General features: G+C 76.5%; 12 protein-coding genes. 4 read left to right on the top strand and 8 right to left on the bottom strand.

Going from position 1 to position 16,205, the window contains the following annotated elements:
* Window positions 1–89: 89 nt before the first annotated feature.
* Window positions 90–1,037 carry a hypothetical protein gene (locus tag ACFSJS_RS02435; protein WP_380896124.1) on the bottom strand — a complete coding sequence of 316 codons (948 nt, stop codon included), beginning with the start codon at window positions 1,035–1,037 and terminating at the stop codon, window positions 90–92.
* A gap of 405 nt (window positions 1,038–1,442) precedes the next feature.
* Between ACFSJS_RS02435 and ACFSJS_RS02430 the strand changes: the two genes are divergently transcribed.
* Window positions 1,443–2,423 (top strand): LysR family transcriptional regulator, encoded by a 981-nt coding sequence (locus ACFSJS_RS02430; RefSeq protein WP_380896122.1) that lies wholly within the window; start codon window positions 1,443–1,445, stop codon window positions 2,421–2,423.
* 75 nt (window positions 2,424–2,498) lie between these two features.
* Here ACFSJS_RS02430 and ACFSJS_RS02425 read toward each other — a convergent pair whose 3' ends face one another.
* Together ACFSJS_RS02425 and ACFSJS_RS02420 are read right to left on the bottom strand one after the other, a co-directional pair.
* Window positions 2,499–2,717, bottom strand: coding sequence for a hypothetical protein (locus ACFSJS_RS02425; RefSeq protein WP_380896120.1), 219 nt, complete (start codon window positions 2,715–2,717; stop codon window positions 2,499–2,501).
* Window positions 2,718–2,803: 86 nt separating this feature from the next.
* On the bottom strand, window positions 2,804–6,091 hold the full coding sequence (locus tag ACFSJS_RS02420) for a S41 family peptidase (RefSeq protein WP_380896773.1): 3,288 nt from the start codon (window positions 6,089–6,091) through the stop codon (window positions 2,804–2,806).
* A gap of 325 nt (window positions 6,092–6,416) precedes the next feature.
* On the opposite strand from ACFSJS_RS02420, the gene ACFSJS_RS02415 reads away from it, so the two are divergent.
* Window positions 6,417–8,663: an MMPL family transporter gene (locus ACFSJS_RS02415; RefSeq protein WP_380896118.1), complete on the top strand. Its 2,247-nt coding sequence runs from the start codon at window positions 6,417–6,419 to the stop codon at window positions 8,661–8,663.
* A gap of 253 nt (window positions 8,664–8,916) precedes the next feature.
* Here the strand turns inward: ACFSJS_RS02415 and ACFSJS_RS02410 are convergent, their stop codons facing one another.
* A complete protein-coding gene (locus tag ACFSJS_RS02410; RefSeq protein WP_380896116.1) occupies window positions 8,917–9,324 on the bottom strand; it encodes an SsgA family sporulation/cell division regulator in 408 nt (135 codons plus the stop codon).
* Between the two features lie 300 nt (window positions 9,325–9,624).
* On the opposite strand from ACFSJS_RS02410, the gene ACFSJS_RS02405 reads away from it, so the two are divergent.
* Complete coding sequence (locus ACFSJS_RS02405; protein WP_380896771.1) at window positions 9,625–10,803, top strand: serine hydrolase domain-containing protein; 1,179 nt, start codon at window positions 9,625–9,627, stop codon at window positions 10,801–10,803.
* A gap of 20 nt (window positions 10,804–10,823) precedes the next feature.
* Window positions 10,824–11,630: an SDR family NAD(P)-dependent oxidoreductase gene (locus ACFSJS_RS02400; protein ID WP_380896115.1), complete on the top strand. Its 807-nt coding sequence runs from the start codon at window positions 10,824–10,826 to the stop codon at window positions 11,628–11,630.
* Between the two features lie 84 nt (window positions 11,631–11,714).
* On the opposite strand, the gene ACFSJS_RS02395 is transcribed toward ACFSJS_RS02400, so the two are convergent.
* From ACFSJS_RS02395 to ACFSJS_RS02380, 4 genes are all read right to left on the bottom strand, one after another.
* Window positions 11,715–12,686 (bottom strand): 4-(cytidine 5'-diphospho)-2-C-methyl-D-erythritol kinase, encoded by a 972-nt coding sequence (locus ACFSJS_RS02395; protein WP_380896113.1) that lies wholly within the window; start codon window positions 12,684–12,686, stop codon window positions 11,715–11,717.
* Window positions 12,683–13,564: a 16S rRNA (adenine(1518)-N(6)/adenine(1519)-N(6))-dimethyltransferase RsmA gene (gene rsmA, locus ACFSJS_RS02390; protein ID WP_380896111.1), complete on the bottom strand. Its 882-nt coding sequence runs from the start codon at window positions 13,562–13,564 to the stop codon at window positions 12,683–12,685. The genes ACFSJS_RS02395 and rsmA overlap by 4 nt, the downstream gene beginning before the upstream one ends.
* Entirely contained in the window at window positions 13,561–15,156 is a 1,596-nt protein-coding gene (locus ACFSJS_RS02385) for a ubiquitin-like domain-containing protein (protein ID WP_380896110.1), read from the bottom strand. The genes rsmA and ACFSJS_RS02385 overlap by 4 nt, the downstream gene beginning before the upstream one ends.
* Window positions 15,157–15,309: 153 nt before the next feature.
* Window positions 15,310–16,152, bottom strand: coding sequence for a TatD family hydrolase (locus ACFSJS_RS02380; protein WP_380896108.1), 843 nt, complete (start codon window positions 16,150–16,152; stop codon window positions 15,310–15,312).
* Window positions 16,153–16,205: the final 53 nt, after the last annotated feature.

The raw sequence follows: 16,205 nt of genomic DNA, 5'->3' as shown, positions 1-16,205 counted from the left end.
CGTGCTGTCGGTCGTTCTCGTTCACGCCCCGCGCCCCTCGCACGGGCATGCGGAGCCCGCCCTCGTGGGCGCATGGGTGTCCGGGCCCGTCAGCGGGCCAGGACGTCACGGGCCCGCGGCAGCGCCGCGGCCCGCAGGCGCTCCAGCCGGTCCACCGCCGTGCGGTGCTCCCGGCGCAGCGCCCGATCGTGGTGGCGGTCCAGGCGCGCGGCCACGGACGACAGTCCGCTGCTCAGCGCGCACCGGGCCTCCCGGACGGCGGCCCGCTTCTCCCGCGCCGCGTCGCGCGGCCGGTCCTCCCCGAGGAACTCGGCCCTGCTGTCGGCCGGGTCCTCGTAGGGGAACCCCGCCGCCTCCATGCAGGCCGACCACGCCGCGACCGACCTGGCGTACTCGGGCTCGGCGGTGACCCGCCGGTGCCGCGGGGCGCCGAGGTTGGCGACGACGTTCCTCGCCTCGAACCAGCCGGAGAGGTCCTTGTACAGCTCCCGCCAGGACTCCGCCCGGCAGCCGGTGGCGCTGTGCCCCACGACCGCGCCACCGGGGAGGACGGCCCTCAGCTGCCCGGGGTCGGAGCGCGAGCCGTTCAGGGCCGTGATCGCGGCCTGTCTGCGCTCCTCCGGCAGACCGCGCAGATAGACCCGGTTGGGGTCCTCGGCGCGCAGGTGTCCGGCGCGTTCCTCCAGGGAGCTGCCGTAGCCGTACCGCTGTGCCCACGCCGGGTCGTCGACCACGTACGGGAAGTCGCGCGCCTCGGGGAGCGGCTCCTCCGGCACGGGCCAGAGGCGGAAGCCCTTGGCCGCCATGCACCTGCGCTGGAGTTCCTGCTCGGCCTCGTGCAGGAGGCCGAGGTCGTCCGCCGGGATCCGCCCGGCGGCCCGTGGGGCGGACGTGTCCTGCCGCGCGGCGCCGTCCCGGGGCTCGGGAGCGGAGTCCGCCGCGGGCGGTGCGGTGCATCCGGCACCCGCCAGGAGGAGGGCCGCCAGAAGGCTCCGCACGGGGGTGCGCGAGGCGCGCGCCCGGCTCGGGGCCGTCACCGGTCCCCTCCGGTGTGCGCGGCCGCCCTCCGGTCCCGGCGGCGGGCCGGCACGCAGCCGGCGCGTCAGCACGTGCCGGCGCCCGGGAACCGGCCGCCGGGCGGCCGTGCGGAGGCGGCGGCGGTGCGGCCGCCGTACCGGGGCGCCCCGGTGCGGTGGCGCGGTGCGGACCCCACAAGGACCGGAAAGCCCCTTGACGCCCCGAGGTGCCCGTCCGGACTGTGGAGACGCAGTCGAACCATGTCGTGTCCTCCCCGTTTCCCCCGCCCCGGACACATGCCGGGCTCTTCCCCGCCCGATGCCGGTCAGGCCGGACCGGCGGGTGGTTGAGACGATCGCACAGCCGCGTGCCCGGCGGCAGGTGCGTGATGGTGAGACAACCCAGCGCACCCATAAGGAGTCGTCATGGTCGCAGGTGAGCGCGGGGACGGGACCCGCCGCGCGGGCGCGGGGACGTCCGCGGAACCGACGATCCGCCAGTTGCGGGTGTTCCTGGCGCTCAGCGAGGAGCTGCACTTCGGCCGTACGGCCGGCCTGCTGTTCGTCACCCAGTCGGCGCTGAGCCAGCAGGTCCGGGACCTGGAGCGGAGGCTGGGGCTGCGGCTGTTCGAGCGGACGAGCCGCACGGTGGAGCTGACCGCGGCCGGACGGGCGCTGCTGCCGGAGGTCCGGGCCGCCGTCGAGGCCGCGGACCGGTTGCGGCGCGTCGCCGCGGCGCAGACGCGCCGGCTGTCCGGGGAACTGGTGGCGGGCGCCATCGGGGCCGAGGCGTCCATGCCGCACACGCAGGCCGTGCTCGGCGAACTGCGGCGGCGGCACCCCGGCATGACGGTGCGCGTCGTGAGCCTCAACTTCGCCGACCACGTGGCCGCGCTGACGCGGGAGGAGGCCGACGTGGTCTTCCTGCGGCCGCCGGTGCCCGAGGGGATCGAGTTCCACCGGCTCGCCGTCGAGCCCAGGGTGGCCTGTCTGCCGGCCGGCGACCCCCTCGCCGCCGGGTCCCGGCTCACGATGGCGCAGCTCTCCGGGTACCCCGTCGTGGACGTCCCGCCGGAGGCGCCGCGCGTGTGGTGGGACTTCTGGGCCGTCGATCCGCGCCCCGACGGCTCCCCCGTCCGCTACGGCCCCGTCGTGCCGGACATGGAGGCGCTGCTCCACGCCGTCGCCCAGGGAGGGGTCATGAGCTTCCTGCCCGCGGCCGCACGGGACCTCTTCCCCCGCCCGGGGGTGCGCTACGTCGACGTCGCCGACCTGCCCCCGTCCACCTCGGCGGTGGCCTGGGCGGCGAAGAACCGCGACAGGCCCGCCGTCGCCGGCGTCCGCGAGGCCGCCCGGGCGCTCGACCGGGCCCGCCGCGAGGGGGGTCCGCCCGGTGAGCCGGCCTGAGGCGCCCCGGAGCCACCGGCCGGGCCCCGGGAGGGAGTGCCTCCCGGGGCCCGGCCGCGGCTGCCGGACGGCCGGCTAGGCGTCCGGCCTGTCCTCCTCGTCCCACTCCGCCGGGCTGTCCCCGTGGGGGTGGAGCTTCCAGTCCTCCGTCCCGCGGTCGCGGTCGTCCCCCCGCCGGGAGCGGTCGTCCCCCTGCCGGGAGCGGTCGCCGCCCTCGCCGGGGCCGCCCTGCGCCGTCTGGCGCCTGTTCCTGGCCTCGCTGAAGTCGTCCGGTTGCTTGTCCGACGTGCCCATGCGTACTCCCGGATGTCGTCGGTACGGTCGGGGCACCGGGTACCCATCAATCCGGCATGCCATGACAAGTGGTGCAGAACGGACGGTCACGGGCGCGGCGGCAGCGGCGGGCGGCTGCGGTCGGGGACGTCGTCGTAACCGGGCGGCTCGGCGGCCGGGTGCCGCTCCAGCAGGTCCAGGGCGGTGCGCACGGCCGTCTCCAGCATCGGGTAGCGGTCCTCGGCCCAGTCCGTCGGCGTCCGCAGGATCTCGATGTCGGGTTCCACGCCGTGGTTCTCCACCGACCACTTGTACTCGTCGAACCACGCCGCGTTCATCGGCACGGTGATCACCGTGCCGTCGCCGAGCCGGTGCCGCCCGGTCATGCCGACCACCCCGCCCCAGGTGCGGGTGCCGACGACCGGGCCGATCCCCAGCAGCCGGAACGCCGCGGTGATCATGTCGCCGTCGGAGGCGGTGGCCTCGTCCGCCAGCGCCACGACCGGACCGCGCGGGGCGTTGGAGGCGTAGCTGACGGGCTGGGCGTCGCGCACCAGGTCCCAGCCGAGGATCGTCCGGGTCAGCGCCTCCACCACCAGGTCGCTGATGTGGCCGCCCGCGTTGCCGCGCACGTCCACGATCAGCGCGGGCCGGGAGACCTCCATGCGCAGGTCGCGGTTGAACTGCGCCCAGCCCGAACCGCCCATGTCGGGGATGTGCAGGTAGCCGCACGCGCCCCCGCTCAGCTCCCGCACCACCGCGCGCCGCCGGCTCACCCAGTCCTGGTAGCGCAGCGGCCGCTCGTCGATCAGGGGGACGACGGCCACCCGCCGGGGGCGCAGCGGCTCGGCGTCCGGCGGCTCACCGGGCCCGGTGGTGAGGAAGGCCAGTTCCACGGTGGTGCCGCCGGCGGCGGCCAGCAGCGGGAACGGCCCGGTCACCGGGTCCACCGGGCGCCCGTCGACGTGGGTGAGCACCGCCCCCTCGCGGATGCCGGAGCCCGCCAGCGGGGAACGGGCCCGGGAGTCGGAGGACTCGCCGGGCAGGATGCGCTCCACCCGCCAGCGGCCCCGCCCGTCGCGGGCGAGGTCGGCGCCCAGCAGCCCGATGGGCCGCTGGTAGTGGGCCGGCCCCTCGTTGCGGCGGGCGGCCGAGACGTAGGCGTGGGAGGTGCCCAGCTCGCCCATCGTCTCGCGGAGGAGGTCGGCGAACTCGTCCGGCGAGGCGACGCGCTCGACCAGCGGACGGTACTGGCCGAGGACCGCGTCCCAGTCGACGCCGGACATCCCCGGGTCCCAGAAGTACGACCGCATGATCCGGCCCGCCTCGCCGAACGCCTGCCGCCACTCGGCGCAGGGGTCGACGTCGTGCAGGATGCGGCGCAGGTCCAGGTAGGTGGTGGAGTCGCCGTCGGCGGCCTCGGCGGCCGGGACGGCGCGCAGGTCGCCGTCGTCGTTGACCACCAGGCGGGTGCCGTCGCCGCTGACGGCGAACCAGTCGATGTCCCTGGTCAGTTCGGTCCGCTTGGCCTTGACCAGGTCGAAGTGCTCCAGGGTGGGACGGCCGGAGGTGTCGGCGGGGTTGGCGAAGGTCTCGCCCAGCGCCCCGGAGATCGGCCAGCGCAGCCACACCAGCCCGCCGCCGGCGACCGGCTGGAGCGAGGAGTACTTCGAGGCCGCCACGGGGAAGGGGGTGACCCGGCTGGCCAGCCCCTCGGCCTCGACCAGAACCGTCCCCTCCTCCCCGGCCGGTCCGCCGAGCGCGTCCGGATCCAGTCCGCCGGCCGCCGGCCGGCCCTCGGGGGAGAGCGCGAACGGCGAGGGCGTGGCCGAGGAGAGCGGCACCAGGTAGGGGCGGCAGCCCAGCGGGAAGGACAGGTCGCCGGTGTGCACGTCGTACACCGGATCGAAACCGCGCCAGGAGAGGAAGGCCAGGTAGCGGCCGTCCCGGGTGAAGACCGGCTGCTCGTCCTCGAAGCGGCCCTCGGTGACGTCCAGGATCGTGCGGTCGGAGAGGCGGGCGATCCGGATGTGGCCCAGCATGCCGCCGGTGCCGGGCTGGGCCCAGGCCAGCCACTGGGAGTCGGGGGAGAAGGCCAGGTGGCGCACGGGGCCGGCCTCGGAGCGGACCAGCTCGACGACCTCGCCGTCCCCGCCGCCGTCACCGCCGTCCTCCTCCTCGCCGGTCCCCGCGGGCACCAGCAGCAGCCGCCCGTCGTGCGCGGCGACGGCGAGGGTGGCGCCGTCCGGGGAGGCGACCAGCTCGTGCACCCGGCCCAGCCGCCCGGACGCCGACCGCCGCGGCTCGCGTGCGCCGCTGGCCCGCGGCAGGTGGGCGATCTCCACCGCGTCCTCGCCCCCGGCGTCGGTGACGTAGGCGATCTGCCCGGTGGAACCCAGCATCTCCGGCAGCCGGACCCGCACCCCCGGGGTGTCGGCGATCACCCGGGCCGGGCCGTCGCGGTGGGTGAGCCAGTACAGGCTGCCGCGCACGCCCACCGCGCTGGCCCGCCCGGTGGTGTCCACGGCCAGGGAGTTCACGTGGCCCGCGGCCGACACCTGGTAGGGACGGCGCCCGGCCCGCGGTCCGCCCAGCTTCACCGGCAGCCGGCGCGGCCGGGCGTACGGGGAGAAGTCGTCCACCAGCCACAGGTCGCCGGCGCACTGGTAGACCACGCGCTCGCCGTCGGTGGAGGCGTGGCGGGCGTAGAAGTCGGCGTGGTCGGTGTGGCGGCGCAGGCCGGTGCCGTCGGGCAGGCAGGAGTAGAGGTTGCCGACGCCCTCGTGGTCGGAGAGGAAGGCGATCCGGCCGGCGACGATCATGGGGCAGTCCAGGTGCCCGTACAGGTCCGGCACCAGCCGCCGGCCCTCCAGCCACAGCCGTCCCATCGCCCCGCCGCGGTAGCGCTTCCAGGCGGCGGGCTCGTGCGGCGGCTTGCCGGTCAGCAGCAGGGTGCGGCGCTCGCCCGCCAGGTCGGCGACGGCGATGTGGGACACCGGCCCCCAGGGCAGCCGCTCGCCGGGGTCGCCGTCGGTGGGCAGCCGGTAGGCCCAGGCGAAGTGGGAGAACGGCTGGCCGTGCGAGGCCACGGCCAGCACGTCCCCGTCGGGCGTCCAGCCGCACACCTCGGTGTCGACGGCGCCCCAGTACGTCAGCTGCCGCGACGGGCCGCCGTCGACGGAGGTGAGGTGCACCTCCGGGTCGAGGCTGCGCCAGCTCGTGTACGCGATGCTGCGGCCGTCGGGGGAGAAGCGGGGGTGCCCGATCCGGGTGCGGTCCACCGTCAGCCGCCAGGCGCGCGGCGGGTCGTCCGCGCCGGGGGCGAGCGGGGCGATCCACAGGTCGTCCTCGGCGGTGAAGCAGATCAGCTCGCCGTGCAGGTGCGGGAACCTCAGGTAGGCGCCCGGGGAGCCGGCCGGGCCGGGGGCGCCGGCGGGCTCCGCGCCGGGCGGAGCCGCCGGGGTGGAAGGGCCTGGGGATCCGGATGTCGCGGTCACCCCTCCCATGGTCGGCAGCGCACCCGTCCGGGGCAACTCCTGCGGGATGCCGGACCGCGGAGTGATCTGGGTCTCACCGGCCGGGACCGCTCACCCCGGCTCGTGCGAGTCGGCGTCTTCTGACACGGACTCCCAGAAAAATCCGCGTCCGTCTCCCGCCCGCGGTGTCCGCGCGCACGCCGACCGTGCGCGGCGCCGTCCCGAGACCGAAAGGGCCCCGCCCGTGGCCACACTCCTGTACAGACTCGGCCGGTTCTCCTTCCGGCGCCGCCGCCTCGTCGCCCTGGTCTGGGCGGCGCTGCTGGTGCTCGCCGGAGCGGCCGCGTCCCAGGCGTCCGATCCGCCCGACGACGACTTCTCCCTCCCCGGCACCGAGGCCCAGCGGGCCTTCGACCTGATGGAGGAGCACTTCCCCGCCGCCAACGCCGACGGCGCCACGGCGCGCATCGTCTTCCGCGCGCCGGACGGCCGGAAGATCACCGCGGCCGACCACCGGGCCGCCGTGGAGGAGGTCGTCGGAGCCCTCGACGGTCCGCAGACCGCCGCCGTCACCGACCCCTTCACGACGGGGACCGTCAGCGCCGAGGGCACCATCGCCTACGCGAGCGTCCAGTACGAGGTGCCCGCGCCGGACCTCACCGACGCCTCCCGCCAGGACCTGGAGGAGGCCCTCGAACGGGGCCGGGACGCCGGCCTGACCGTCGAGGCCGGCGGTGACGCCCTCTTCGTGGAGCCCGACATGGGCCACGGCGAGATCATCGGCATAGCCGTCGCCGCCGTGGTGCTCGTGCTCACCTTCGGCTCCCTCGTCGCGGCCGGGTCCCCCCTGATCACCGCGCTGGTCGGCGTCATGATCGGCATCATGGGGATCGCGGCCCTGGGCGCCACGCTCGGTCTGTCGGCCACCACCTCCACCCTGGCGATGATGATCGGCCTCGCGGTCGGCATCGACTACGCGCTGTTCATCGCCTCCCGCTACCGCGCCGAACTGGTCGAGGGCCGCGACCGCGAGGAGGCCGCCGGACGCGCCGTGGGCACCGCCGGCTCGGCGGTGGTCTTCGCGGGTCTGACCGTCGTCATCGCCCTGGCCGGCCTGGCCGTGGTGAACATCCCGATCCTCACCAAGATGGGCCTGGCCGCGGCCGCCACCGTCGTCATCGCCGTCCTGGTCGCCCTCACCCTGGTCCCGGCGGCGCTCGGCTTCGTCGGCAAGAGGATCTTCGGCCGCCGCGTCCGCAGGGCCAACCCCGCCACCGGCGTGCCCCACCCCGACCGGGGCGGGAACGGCCTGGGGGTGCGCTGGGCCCGGCTGGTGCTGCGCCGTCCGCTGGCGGTGCTGCTGACGGCCGTGCTGGGCCTGGGCGCGGCCGCCCTGCCGGTGGCGAGCATGAACCTCGGCCTCCCCGACGAGGGCAACCAGCCCACCAGCACCACCCAGCGCCGCGCCTACGACCTGATGGCCGAGGGCTTCGGCCCCGGCTTCAACGGCCCGCTCCTGCTCGTCCTGGACACCCGCGACAGCCGGGACCCGGAGGCGGCCGCCCAGGCCGTCGGCAAGGCCGTCGCCGGGCTCGACGGCGTGGTGACGGTCGCCCCGGCGGCCTTCAACGAGGCCCGCTCCACCGCCACCATCACGGTCGTACCGGACTCCCGGCCCAGCAGCGCCAGGACCGAGGCGCTGGTGGAGGAGATCCGCGACCGGGCGGACGGACTGCGCGAGAGCACCGGCGCGGCCGTCCACGTCTCCGGCGCCACCGCCATCAACATCGACTTCTCGCGGGTGATGGACGAGGCGCTGGTGCCCTACCTGGCGCTGGTCGTCGGACTGGCCTTCGTCCTGCTGCTGACGGTCTTCCGCTCGGTGCTCGTCCCGCTCAAGGCGGCGCTCGGCTTCCTGCTGTCGGTGCTGGCGGCGCTGGGCGCGGTCGTCGCGGTCTTCCAGTGGGGCTGGCTGGCCGGGCTGATCGGCGTGGAGCAGACCGGGCCGATCATGAGCATGATGCCGATCTTCATGATCGGCGTCGTCTTCGGCCTGGCCATGGACTACGAGGTCTTCCTCGTCACCCGGATGCGCGAGGCGCACGTCCAGGGGGAGCGGCCCGGGCAGGCGATCGTCACCGGCTTCGAGCTGGGCGCCCGCGTGGTCACCGCGGCGGCGGTCATCATGATCAGCGTCTTCGCCGGGTTCATCGGGGCGTCCGACCCGATGATCAAGATGATGGGCTTCGGCCTGGCCGTCGCGATCCTCTTCGACGCCTTCGTGGTGCGCATGGCCGTCGTCCCGGCGGTCCTGGCGCTGCTGGGCGAGCGGGCCTGGTGGCTGCCCCGCCGACTGGACCGGATCCTGCCGAACGTGGACGTGGAGGGCGAGGGGCTCCGCGGGCACCTCGCCGCGGCGGGCTCCTCCGTGCCGCACGGGCCCGGGAAGGAGCGGGGGACGGAGGCGGAGCGGGAGCCGAGCCGCACCTGAGCGGGGGCCGGCGCGGAGCGCCGGGGCAGCGGCCCGTCCACCGGGCCGGTGCCGCCCGCCCTCGCGGGGCGGCGGTTTCCGGCCCGCCTGCCGTCCGGTGCCCGGCCGGTCGCCGCGGCACCGGACGGCAGGCGGGCGCGGGAGGGCGGGCGGAGAAGAGCGGGCGGAAAGGAGGCCGGTCGGGGCGGAGCGGGAGCGTGCGCAGACGGGGCGGGCGGGAGGCCCGGGCGCCCGTCCCTGCGGGCCGGAGGGCTCAGCCGAGCAGGGACGTCAGCCCGCGGTCGAGGTCCAGCTCCAGGGGCTCGGTGCCGGGCGGCACCAGCTGGTAGGTGCCGTGCAGGAAGCGCAGCAGGCTGCCGGTGTCGAACTCGACCACCGCCACTCCCTCCGGGGCGCGCAGCTCGATGACGGTCCGCTCCGCTCCCGACGGCCTGACGCTCACGTCCCCCGGTCCCACCCTGGCGCGCATCCCGTCCTCCAGCAGCTCGCGGGAGAACACCCAGGCGACCTCCTGGCCGTCGAGCGAGACCTCGGAGGGGAAGACGAGCTGCACGGCGAACGGATCGTGCCGGTCGTAGCGCAGCCCGACGGTGACCTCGCGGGTGACCGACGGGACGGTGATCAGACGTGCCTGGACGCTGTGGTCGACGACTGCGGGCATCGGGTGCTCCTTCCGGGGGGCCTGCTTTCCTTCGACCCCGTCAGGGCGTTTTCATGACGCCCTGGCGCAGGTAATCCGGGCGGGTCCTGTGAGAGTTCCGTGAAGGTCGGGTATTTCTCCACCTTCCCCGGTCGCAGCGTGTGAATCCGGTGGCGTACGAAACCGCCTCCCGCGCCCGCGCCCCCGGCCGCCCGTTCCGGCCCGCCGCGCGAGCCGACCCCCGGTCCGGGGCGCCTTCCGCCGCATAGCACCATGGACGGTGCACACACCACCTTCTCGACCGGCGGGAGCACAACCACAGTGGCGGACGTCCAGGGCACGGTCGCGGACGGCTACGAGCCGGTCCGCGAGGCCTTCCGCGCCAACCTGACCGAACGCGGCGACCGCGGCGCGGCCGTGGCCGTCTACCGGGACGGGCACAAGGTCGTCGACCTGTGGGGCGGTCTGGCCGACCCCCACGGCCGAACCCCCTGGACGGAGGGGACCGCCCAGGTCGTCCGGTCCGTCACCAAGGGCCCGGCCGCGGCCGTCCTCCACCTGCTCCACCAGCGCGGACGGCTGGACCTGGACGCCCCGGTGGGCACCTACTGGCCCGAGTTCAAGGCGGCGGGCAAGGAGCGCGTGCCGGTCCGCCACCTGCTCACCCACCGCGCGGGGCTGCCCGCCCTGGACACCCCCCTCACCCCGGAGCAGGCCCTGGACGGGACCTCCGGGCCGGCCGCCGTCGCCGCCCAGGCACCCGCCTGGGAACCGGGCGCCGCGCACGGTTACCACGCCCAGACCTACAGCTGGCTGCTGGGCGAGCTGGTCAGACGGGTCACCGGCCGCACGCTGGGCCGCTGGTTCGCCGACGAGATAGCCGCGCCGCTCGGCCTGGACCTGTGGATCGGGCTCCCCGGGGACCAGGCCCACCGGGTCGGCCGGATCGCCGAGGTGGAGGCGCCTCCCGCCCCCGCCTCCGCCGGCCTGAGGGTCCGCCCCAAGCGCGAGGTGGCCGCGGCGTGGGAGGACCCGGGCTCCCTCACCCGCCGCGCCTTCGGCGCCATCGACCCCCTCCCCGACGAGAACGCCCCCGCCTACCGGGCCGCCGAGCTCGCCGCCTCCTCGGGCGTGGCCACCGCCCGCTCCCTGGCCCGCTTCTACGCCGCGCTCATCGGCGACCTGGCGGACGGCACCCGGCGGCTGTACGCCCCGGCCACCCTCACCCAGGCCCGCACCGAGGAGTCGGCGGGCCCCGACCGCGTCCTGCTGGTCGCCACCCGCTTCGGGCTGGGGTACATGCTCCACGGCCCGTCCTCCCCGATGCTCGGCCCCGGCTCCTTCGGCCACCCCGGCCGGGGCGGCTCGCTGGCCTTCGCCGACCCCGAGAGCGGGCTGGCCTTCGCCTACGTGACCAACTCCCTGCAGCGCTCGGTCACGTCGGACCCGCGGGCCCAGGCCCTCGTCAGGGCCCTGCGCAAGGTGGCGACAGATCGCTGACCGGGTCCTACGCTGGCCCGGTGCGGCGAGTCGAGGGACGTCTGACGGGATACGCGGCGCTGGTCACCGGCGCCGGACAGGGCATCGGTGCGGCGGTCTGCCGGCGGCTGGCCGCCGAAGGCGCCCGGGTGCTGGCCACCGACGTGGACGGCGAGCGGGCCGAGCGCACGGCCCGCGAGGTGGTCGAGGCGGGCGGCCGGGCCCGGCACGCCGTCTGCGACGTGGGCGACGGCGACTCGGTGCGGGCGGCCGTCGGCCGGGCGGTGGAGTGCTTCGGCGGTCTGGACGTCCTGGTCAACAACGCCTACGGGATCCATCCCGACCCCCCGCTCTTCGAGGACCTCGCGGAGGAGGAGTGGCGGCGGGACCTGGACCTCACCCTCACCGGCGCGTTCCGCTGCGCCCGCGCCGCCCTGCCCCACCTGGCCGCCGCCCCGGACCGGCGCGGGGCGATCGTCAGCATCGGATCGGTCAACGGCGAGCAGGACTTCGGGGGACACGCCTACAGTGCCGCCAAGGCGGGCCTGGCCTCCCTCACCCGCACCCTGGCCGGGCACGCGGCGCCCCGGGGCGTACGGGTCAACCTGGTCGCGCCGGGCACCATCGCCACGCCGGCGTGGGAGGGCAGGGACGGGGTGCTGGAGCGCGCGGCCCGCGAGTACCCGCTGGGCCGGGTGGGCCGCCCCGAGGACGTCGCCGCGGCCGTCGCCTTCCTCGCCTCCTCCGACGCCTCCTGGATCACCGGGGCCACCCTTCCCGTGGACGGCGGACTGCTGGTCTCCAACCTGGGGCTGCGCCGCGTCCTGGACGGCGGGGCCGGGGACTGAGCGCGGGGCCGGCGGCCGGGACGGCGGCCGGGACGGGGCGGCAGGGCGCGTGCGGTGCGGGCCCGGTCCGCGCCCGGCCCCCGCTCACTGTGCCGGGGACAGCACCGTCGCGCCCGGGGCCGGGCCCGTGGCGGTGCGGGCGGCCCGGCAGACGCCCTCGGCGCGCAGCACCCGGGCGACCTCCGTCGCCGAGGCGGCGTCCTCGGCCAGGAACGCGCAGGTCGGCCCGGAGCCGGAGACCAGCGCGGCCAGCGCGCCCGCCCGCGTCCCCACCGCCAGGGTGTCGTCCAGCGCGGGCAGCAGCGAGACCGCCGCGGGCTGGAGGTCGTTGGAGAGGTTGGCGGCCAGCAGTTTGGCGTCCCCGCAGCGCAGCGCGGCCAGCAGGACGGGCGAGGCCTCGGGCGCGGGGACGGCGTCGGCGCCCGCGCCGGGGCCGCGCTCCTCGCGCAGCCGGTCGCACTCGCGGTAGACGGCCGGGGTGGACAGCCCGCCCTCGGCGACGGCGAACACCCAGTGGAAGGAGCCGCCGACGTCGAGCGGCGTCAGCAGCTCGCCCCGGCCCCGCCCCAGGGCCGCCCCGCCGACCAGGGAGAACGGCACGTCCGAGCCCAGCTCGGCGCAGATGGCCAGCAACTCCTCGCGCGGGGTGCGGGTGCCCCACAGCCGGTCGCACGCCAGCAGCGCGCCCGCCGCGTCCGCGCTGCCGCCCGCCATGCCCCCCGCGACGGGGATCTCCTTGCGGATGCGGAGCCGGACGTCCGGCGAGCGGCCGTGCCGCAGGGCGAGCGCGTCGGCGGCGCGCACGGCCAGATTGGTGCGGTCCAGCGGCACCCGGTCGGCGTCCGGGCCCAGACAGGTCACGGACGGCCCCTCGCCCGGCTCCGCGGGGAAGGCCGTGACCTCGTCGTACAGGTCGACGGCGAGGAAGACGTTGGCCAGGTCGTGGAAGCCGTCCGGCCGCAGCCCGCCCACCGCGAGCTGCACGTTGACCTTGGCGGGGACGCGTACGGTGACCGGCGCCGGCGCGGCGGCGCTCCGGCCGGGAGTGGTGCTCATGCGGTGGTGCCCTTCCGCTCCGCGACGGCCGCGAAGTCCTCGATCGTCAACGACTCGCCCCGGGCCCGGGGATCGATCCCCGCCGCCCGCAGCGCCTCCTCGGCCGCCGCGGCCGAACCGGCCCAGCCCGCCAGCGCCGCCCGCAGCGTCTTGCGGCGCTGGGCGAAGGCGGCGTCCACCACGGCGAAGACCTCCTGCCGGGAGGCGCTCGTGCGCGGCGGCTCCCGCCGCACCAGCGAGACCAGCCCGGAGTCCACGTTGGGCGCGGGCCAGAACACGTTCCGCCCGATCGCCCCGGCCCGCCTCACCTCCGCGTACCAGGCGGCCTTCACCGACGGCACCCCGTACACCTTCGAGCCGGGCTCGGCCGCGAGCCGGTCGGCGACCTCCGACTGGACCATCACCAGGCCGTGCTCGATGCTCGGGAACGTCGCCAGCATGTGCAGCAGGACGGGCACGGCGACGTTGTAGGGCAGGTTGGCGACCAGCGCGGTGGGCTCCGGCCCCGGCAGGTCGGTGACGCGCATCGCGTCGTGGTGGACGAGCGCGAAGCGGTCGGCGCGGCCGGGCAGGCGGGCGGCGACCGTCGCGGGCAGCGCCGCCGCGAGGACGTCGTCGATCTCCACCGCCGTCACCCACGCCGCCTCCTGGAGCAGCGCCAGCGTCAGCGACCCCAGGCCCGGCCCGACCTCGACCACCGCGTCCTCGGGCGACACCCGCGCGGTCCGCACGATCCGGCGGACGGTGTTGGCGTCGATGACGAAGTTCTGGCCGCGCTGCTTGGTGGGGCGCACCCCCAGGGCGGCGGCCAGCTCGCGGACGTCGGCGGGGCCGAGGAGGGGATCGGCGTCGGGGGAGGGGGAGAGGGCTGAGCTCACCGGTGCAGTTTACGGCCGCACACCGGCCACGGACTCGCGCCCTTCTGCACGTACAGCTTCTTGGCCCGGTGGGTCTGCTCGGCCGGCGGCGCGTCCTGGGGGCGGCCCTTCCCGCCCAGGCTCCGCCAGGTGGGGGTGTCGAACTGGTACAGCCCGCCGTGGGTGCCGGAGGGGTCCACCGCGTCCGGGCGCCCGCCGGACTCGCAGCGGGCCAGGGCGTCCCAGTCCAGGTGGTCGGCGCCGGCCACGGAGGAGGGCGGCGCCTTGGTGCCCACGCGCACGATCCGCGGCGTGGGCGCGCGCACCACCTCGGTGCCGGTGTGCCGCGGCTCCTGCCGCACCCCGTTGACGGTGCGCACCCGGTACGTCGTCCGCCGCAGCCCCGGCGATCCCTCCTGGGCCACCACCTCCGTGCCCCGCGTCAGGGTCGGGTCCGCGCGCCGCTCGGTGGGGAACGGGATGGGTTCGTCGTGCACCTGCTCGGTGTCGGTGACGCGCAGGACGGAGACGGTCTGGCCCTCGCGGGGGAAGGAGTCCAGGGGGACGGAGACGGTGTCCTCGCCACGCAGCTCGACGCCCGCCTCCTCCAGCGCCTCGCGGACGGTCGCGGCGTTGGTGCGGACGGTGCGCTCGCGCCCGTCGGCCAGGACGGTCACGGCCCGTTCGGTGCGCACCGCCAGCGTCAGCCCGCCGCGCCCGATGGCCCGGCCGCCGGGCACCGACAGGTACGCCCCCTCCGGACGCACCCCGATGCCGCGCAGGGCCTCGGCCACGGTGCGGGCGGTGGTCCACACCCGCCGCGGCCGGCCGTCCAGGGTGAGGACCAGGGGGCGGGCGTGGCGGACGGTGACGCGGTCGCCGTGCGAGAGCGGCTCGCCGGGGGCGGGGGAGACGGCGTCGTGCTCGCCGAGCCGCACGCCCTCGTCGGCCAGCAGCTCGGAGACGTCGTCGGCGAAGGTGTGCAGGGTGCGGGGCTCCCCCTCGACCGTCAGCTCGACGGCCTTGTCGTCGGCGACGAAGGCCGAGGTGCCGCCGGCCAGGAAGGCGACGACCACCGCCTGCGGCACCAGCCGGCGCAGGTCCCCGGGGCGCCGGGCGGCCTTCCGCTCCCGCGCGGCGCGGCGGGCGGCGGCCCGCCCGCCGGTCGCCTGGCGGGGGATCAGGACGGTCGGCTCGGGGGTGTCCGGCTCGGAGGGGGCGGCCGGTCCGGGCACCGGCTCCGGGGCGTCCTCCCGCACCCCGGTGCGGACGCCGCGGGGGTCGCCGGACCCGCCGCCCGGGGGCGGGGGGCCGTAGCCGCCGTACGGCTCGTGGAACCCGTACGCCTCGCGGGCCCCCCGGGCGTGGTCCGGCTCGCGGACCTCCCAGGCCCCGTACGGCTCGCGGGCCTCCCAGAGCCCGTACGGCTCCCCGTACGGCTCCCCGTACGGAGGGCCGGGCTCGTACGAGGGCCGGTAGGTGTCGTACGGGTCCCGCTCGTACCCGTCCCCCTGCCCCGGACCGTCCTCGGGGGACGGCCAGGGCCGGTGCGGATGCGGAGGCGCGGCGGGGTACGCGTACGCGTACTGCTGGATCCCCTGCGGATGGCTCACGACGTACTCCCAAGTCCGGGTGGCGGGCCGGGACCCTAGCGGAGGACGCGCGCCTCCCCCAAGTCGTATGACTACTCACAGTTGTGAAAAGCGGTCATTCGCCGCCCCCGCCGTCACTCCGGGTGCATGCCGGGGTGCCCGCGCCGTCCCGCCTCACCAGCCGAAGGCGCGGGCTCCGTTGGCCGCCACGTGCTCCGCGAGCGCGTCCTCGGACATGCCCTTGACCTCCGCCATCGCGCGCAGCGTGTACGGGATCAGGTAGGGGGCGTTCGGCCTCCCCCGGTACGGCGCCGGGGTCAGGAAGGGCGCGTCCGTCTCGACCAGCAGCAGCTCGGGCGGGGCGGCGGCCAGGGCGTCGCGCAGCGGCCGGGCGCTTTTGAAGGTGACGTTCCCGGCGAAGGACATGAACCAGCCCTTCGCCGCGCACACTCCGGCCATCTCCGCGTCGCCGGAGAAGCAGTGGAAGACGGTCCGCTCGGGCGCGCCCTCCTCCTCCAGGACGCGCAGCACGTCCCCGTGGGCGTCCCGGTCGTGGATCACCAGCGTCTTGTCCAGCCGCTTGGCCAGCTCGATGTGGCGGCGGAAGGAGTACTCCTGGGCGGCCCGGCCCTCCTCGCCGGTGCGGTAGTGGTCCAGGCCGGTCTCGCCCACGCCCAGCACCTCCGGGCGGGCGGCCAGGGCGGCGATGCCGTCCAGCGCCTCGTCCAGCGCCCCGCGGCCCCCCTCGGCCTCCAGGCGCGGCGCCTCGTTGGGGTGCAGGGCGACGGCGGCCCACACGGCGTCGTGCGCGGCGGCGGCCTCGGCCGACCAGCGCGAGCGCTCCAGGTCGCAGCCGACCTGGAGCAGGGTCGTGACGCCCACGGCGGCGGCGGCCTCCACCGCCTCCTCGACGGTGGAGTCCTGCATGTCGAGGTGGGTGTGCGAGTCGGCGACCGGCACGCCCAGCGGTGCGGGCGGCGGCGGTGCGGGCTGCGCGGGCTTCGCGGACTTCTCCATGCCCGCGATCCTAGGACGCGCTCCCGCGCGCTCCGACGGGCGCCGGGCGCGCA

Origin of the sequence: Streptomyces desertarenae (assembly GCF_042681365.1) — a bacterium.
GTDB classification, from domain to species: Bacteria; Actinomycetota; Actinomycetes; order Streptomycetales; family Streptomycetaceae; genus Streptomyces; species Streptomyces desertarenae.
This window is presented reverse-complemented; position numbering and strand designations above follow the sequence as displayed.

Excerpts from the sequence above, each read along its gene's own strand:
- ACFSJS_RS02430 (WP_380896122.1), top strand. The coding sequence starts at position 1,443 with ATGGTCGCAGGTGAGCGCGGGGACGGGACCCGCCGCGCGGGCGCGGGG.
- ACFSJS_RS02425 (WP_380896120.1), bottom strand. The coding sequence starts at position 2,717 with ATGGGCACGTCGGACAAGCAACCGGACGACTTCAGCGAGGCCAGGAAC.
- ACFSJS_RS02410 (WP_380896116.1), bottom strand. The coding sequence starts at position 9,324 with ATGCCCGCAGTCGTCGACCACAGCGTCCAGGCACGTCTGATCACCGTC.
- ACFSJS_RS02395 (WP_380896113.1), bottom strand. The coding sequence starts at position 12,686 with ATGAGCACCACTCCCGGCCGGAGCGCCGCCGCGCCGGCGCCGGTCACC.
- ACFSJS_RS02380 (WP_380896108.1), bottom strand. The coding sequence starts at position 16,152 with ATGGAGAAGTCCGCGAAGCCCGCGCAGCCCGCACCGCCGCCGCCCGCA.